The 5,457-nt window shown below is 53.1% G+C and carries 2 tRNA genes and 2 rRNA genes; all 4 read right to left on the reverse strand.

Annotation, left to right across the window (positions count from 1 at the left end):
- Positions 1-59 precede the first annotated feature (59 nt).
- A 23S ribosomal RNA gene (locus tag DFR45_RS14200) occupies positions 60-2,949 on the reverse strand.
- A 385-nt stretch (positions 2,950-3,334) separates the two neighbouring features.
- Positions 3,335-3,410 (reverse strand) — tRNA-Ala (locus DFR45_RS14205).
- 29 nt (positions 3,411-3,439) lie between these two features.
- Positions 3,440-3,516, reverse strand: a tRNA-Ile gene (locus DFR45_RS14210).
- Between the two features lie 80 nt (positions 3,517-3,596).
- Positions 3,597-5,129 (reverse strand): 16S ribosomal RNA (locus DFR45_RS14215).
- The 16S and 23S rRNA genes sit together here with 2 tRNA genes alongside, the layout of an rRNA operon.
- Between the last annotated feature and the right edge of the window lie 328 nt (positions 5,130-5,457).

Here is a 5,457-nt window from a genome sequence, read left to right on the forward strand (position 1 = left end):
AGTGGGTACTTACATACGAGTGCATGCATTGGAACTTTGCTTTGGTCAGTCAAAGTTATAGGGTCAAGCCGCACGAGCAATTAGTACTGGTTAGCTGAACGCATTGCTGCGCTTACACACCCAGCCTATCAACGTCCTGGTCTAGAACGACTCTTGAGGGGGCTCGGGGCCCCGGCAGATCTTATCTTGAAACGAGTTTCCCGCTTAGATGCTTTCAGCGGTTATCTCTTCCGCACATAGCTACTCGGCGATGCCACTGGCGTGACAACCGATACACCAGAGGTGCGTCCACTCCGGTCCTCTCGTACTAGGAGCAGGCTTTCTCAAATCTGCAGCGCCCACGGAAGATAGGGACCAAACTGTCTCACGACGTTTTAAACCCAGCTCACGTACCTCTTTAAATGGCGAACAGCCATACCCTTGGGACCGGCTACAGCCCCAGGATGAGATGAGCCGACATCGAGGTGCCAAACACCGCCGTCGATATGAACTCTTGGGCGGTATCAGCCTGTTATCCCCAGAGTACCTTTTATCCGTTGAGCGATGGCCCTTCCATACAGAACCACCGGATCACTATGTCCTGCTTTCGCACCTGCTCGACTTGTCGGTCTCGCAGTTAAGCACGCTTATGCCATTGCACTATCGTCACGATGTCCGACCGTAACTAGCGTACCTTCGAACTCCTCCGTTACGCTTTGGGAGGAGACCGCCCCAGTCAAACTGCCTACCATGCACTGTCCCCGATCCAGGTGATGGATCCAGGTTAGAACCTCAAACGCACCAGGGTGGTATTTCAACGTCGGCTCCACCAGAACTAGCGTCCTGGCTTCAAAGCCTCCCACCTATCCTACACAGATCCGTTCAAAGTCCAATACAAAGCTACAGTAAAGGTTCATGGGGTCTTTCCGTCTTTCCGCGGGGAGATTGCATCATCACAAACATTTCAACTTCGCTGAGTCTCAGGAGGAGACAGTGTGGCCATCGTTACGCCATTCGTGCAGGTCGGAACTTACCCGACAAGGAATTTCGCTACCTTAGGACCGTTATAGTTACGGCCGCCGTTTACTGGGACTTCGATCAAGAGCTTGCACCCCATCACTTAATCTTCCAGCACCGGGCAGGCGTCACACCCTATACGTCCACTTTCGTGTTTGCAGAGTGCTGTGTTTTTATTAAACAGTCGCAGCCACCGATTTTTTGCAACCCCTTTGGGCTCCCTTTGTTCAAGTTCACCTACTTGGGGCATACCTTCTCCCGAAGTTACGGTATCAATTTGCCGAGTTCCTTCTCCTGAGTTCTCTCAAGCGCCTTAGAATACTCATCTCGCGCACCAGTGTCGGTTTGCGGTACGGTCGTCAATAGCTGAAGCTTAGTGGCTTTTCCTGGAAGCTGGGTATCACTCACTTCGGCTGCAAGCAGCCTCGTTATCACCCCTCATCTTAGCCCGGCGGATTTGCCTACCGGGCACGACTACAGGCTTGAACCAACTATTCCAACAGTTGGCTGAGCTAACCTTCTTCGTCCCCACATCGCACTATTGAGCGGTACAGGAATATTGACCTGTTTCCCATCAGCTACGCATCTCTGCCTCGCCTTAGGGGCCGACTCACTCTACGCCGATGAACGTTGCGTAGAAAACCTTGCGCTTACGGCGAGCGGGCTTTTCACCCGCTTTAACGCTACTCATGTCAGCATTCGCACTTCTGATACCTCCAGCATCCGTCACCAGACACCTTCACAGGCTTACAGAACGCTCTCCTACCACGCACGATTGCTCGTGCATCCGCAGCTTCGGTAACTGGCTTGAGCCCCGTTACATCTTCCGCGCAGGACGACTCGATCAGTGAGCTATTACGCTTTCTTTAAATGGTGGCTGCTTCTAAGCCAACATCCTGACTGTTTTAGCCTTCCCACTTCGTTTCCCACTTAGCCAATTTTAGGGACCTTAGCTGGCGGTCTGGGTTGTTTCCCTCTTGAGTCCGGACGTTAGCACCCGGTGCTCTGTCTCCCAAGCTCTACTCTGCAGTATTCGGAGTTTGCCTTGGTTTGGTAAGTCGCCATGACCCCCTAGCCAAAACAGTGCTCTACCCCCGCAGGTAATACTTGAGGCACTACCTAAATAGTTTTCGGAGAGAACCAGCTATTTCCAGGTTTGTTTAGCCTTTCACCCCTATCCACAGCTCATCCGCTAGTTTTGCAACACTAGTCGGTTCGGACCTCCAGTACCTGTTACGGCACCTTCATCCTGGCCATGGATAGATCACCTGGTTTCGGGTCTACACCCAGCGACTAATTCGCCCTATTCGGACTCGGTTTCCCTGCGCCTGCCCTATTCGGTTAAGCTTGCCACTGAATGTAAGTCGCTGACCCATTATACAAAAGGTACGCCGTCACCCGCTCATCGCTGAGTTGGGGCTCCGACTTTTTGTAAGCATGCGGTTTCAGGATCTATTTCACTCCCCTCCCGGGGTTCTTTTCGCCTTTCCCTCACGGTACTAGTTCACTATCGGTCGATGATGAGTATTTAGCCTTGGAGGATGGTCCCCCCATGTTCAGACAGGGTTTCTCGTGCCCCGCCCTACTTGTTCCCAGCTTGGTACCACACGTCTGTTTTCGCATACAGGGCTATCACCTGCTATGGCCGGGCTTTCCATCCCGTTTTGCTAACAATCGTGCTATCTCTGGCAGGCTCTTCCGATTTCGCTCGCCACTACTTTCGGAATCTCGGTTGATTTCTTTTCCTCGAGCTACTGAGATGTTTCAGTTCGCCCGGTTCGCCTCGTTGGCCTATGTATTCAGCCAACGATACCCTCGCGGGTGGGTTTCCCCATTCGGACATCTCCGGATCACAGCTTATTTGCCAGCTCCCCGAAGCTTTTCGCAGGCTATCACGTCCTTCTTCGCCTATCATCGCCAAGGCATCCACCACATGCTCTTTGTCACTTGACCCTATAACTTTGACCTCTCTTGCGAGATGATCAAGCTACTTTTCAAGGACTTGCGAGGTCTTGCACCTCGCGCGTTAATGCATGCTATGCACGTCATGCAAGTATTCACGCCGCATCGATTTTCGCCTTTGCAGGCCAAAATCGTATGTGTCGAATTCCAAACTTGGTTTGAATATTCGTTTTGACGCAATCAAAAATTCTTGTCACTGATGATTTTTGCTCCAGCATTTTCACTGGCGCAGCTTTCATCAGCAACGCTGATTCGACTCTATGATTTTTTAAAGAACAGCCGATGTGCTTCAGGTGATCCTGAGCAACAGCAAAATAGCCTTTCGCAAAGCTATTTTGGTGTTGCGTTTTGTCTTTGCGCTTTGGACGCCTTGGTTTGGTGGAGGATGACGGGATCGAACCGACGACCCCCTGCTTGCAAAGCAGGTGCTCTCCCAGCTGAGCTAATCCCCCCTGTGGCAATCCTCGCATATTGGATTGTCTGGTGGGTCTAGTTGGGCTCGAACCAACGACCCCCGCCTTATCAAGACGGTGCTCTAACCAGCTGAGCTACAGACCCCAGGCCATCTGAACTCGCAGGTTCGATGGTGCATCCAACAACCGATAAGTGTGGGCGTTTAAACTGTTGCGCTTTTCCAGAAAGGAGGTGATCCAGCCGCACCTTCCGATACGGCTACCTTGTTACGACTTCACCCCAGTCACGAACCCTGCCGTGGTAATCGCCCTCCTTGCGGTTAGGCTAACTACTTCTGGCAGAACCCGCTCCCATGGTGTGACGGGCGGTGTGTACAAGACCCGGGAACGTATTCACCGCGACATGCTGATCCGCGATTACTAGCGATTCCGACTTCACGCAGTCGAGTTGCAGACTGCGATCCGGACTACGACCGGCTTTGTGGGATTGGCTCCCCCTCGCGGGTTGGCTACCCTCTGTACCGGCCATTGTATGACGTGTGTAGCCCCACCTATAAGGGCCATGAGGACTTGACGTCATCCCCACCTTCCTCCGGTTTGTCACCGGCAGTCCCATTAGAGTGCCCTTTCGTAGCAACTAATGGCAAGGGTTGCGCTCGTTGCGGGACTTAACCCAACATCTCACGACACGAGCTGACGACAGCCATGCAGCACCTGTGTGCAGGTTCTCTTTCGAGCACTCCCAAATCTCTTCAGGATTCCTGCCATGTCAAAGGTGGGTAAGGTTTTTCGCGTTGCATCGAATTAAACCACATCATCCACCGCTTGTGCGGGTCCCCGTCAATTCCTTTGAGTTTCAACCTTGCGGCCGTACTCCCCAGGCGGTCAACTTCACGCGTTGGCTTCGTTACTGAGTCAGCTAAGACCCAACAACCAGTTGACATCGTTTAGGGCGTGGACTACCAGGGTATCTAATCCTGTTTGCTCCCCACGCTTTCGTGCATGAGCGTCAGTGCAGGCCCAGGGGATTGCCTTCGCCATCGGTGTTCCTCCGCATATCTACGCATTTCACTGCTACACGCGGAATTCCATCCCCCTCTGCCGCACTCTAGCCTTGCAGTCACAAAGGCAGTTCCCAGGTTGAGCCCGGGGATTTCACCTCTGTCTTACAAAACCGCCTGCGCACGCTTTACGCCCAGTAATTCCGATTAACGCTTGCACCCTACGTATTACCGCGGCTGCTGGCACGTAGTTAGCCGGTGCTTATTCTTACGGTACCGTCATGGGCTCCCAGTGTTAGTGGCAGCTTTTTCGCTCCGTACAAAAGCAGTTTACAACCCGAGGGCCTTCTTCCTGCACGCGGCATGGCTGGATCAGGCTTGCGCCCATTGTCCAAAATTCCCCACTGCTGCCTCCCGTAGGAGTCTGGGCCGTGTCTCAGTCCCAGTGTGGCTGGTCGTCCTCTCAGACCAGCTACAGATCGTCGGCTTGGTGGGCCTTTACCCCACCAACTACCTAATCTGACATCGGCCGCTCCGCTCGCGCGAGGCTCTTGCGAGTCCCCCGCTTTCATCCGTAGATCTTATGCGGTATTAGCTACTCTTTCGAGTAGTTATCCCCCACGATCGGGCACGTTCCGATGCTTTACTCACCCGTTCGCCACTCGCCACCAGACCGAAGTCCGTGCTGCCGTTCGACTTGCATGTGTAAGGCATGCCGCCAGCGTTCAATCTGAGCCAGGATCAAACTCTTTTGTTTGATCTTTTGGTTTGCTCTCTCCAGAATCGAAGTTTCCTTCTTTTCTTGCTTTGAGCGTTTGTGTGCTTGTCGCACTTGCCCCACAGGCTTGCACCCGCAGGGCTTTTGCGCACAATTCAAACGCCCACGCTTATCGGCTGTATGTTTTTAAGGATCCGGCCTCTTGACTCCACACAAATGCCTTCTTGCCTTTGCGTTTTGCCTTCTTCGCTTCAGCTGCGATCAGCTGAGCCGCGCATTGTAGCAGGCTTTTTTGTCAGCCCGCAAGAAGTTTTCCGACTAAAGTGCAGGGGATCTCGCGCCGCCTACGCCTTTCTCTTCCTTCTTC

Source organism: Extensimonas vulgaris (assembly GCF_003337425.1).
Lineage (GTDB): Bacteria > Pseudomonadota > Gammaproteobacteria > Burkholderiales > Burkholderiaceae_C > Extensimonas > Extensimonas vulgaris.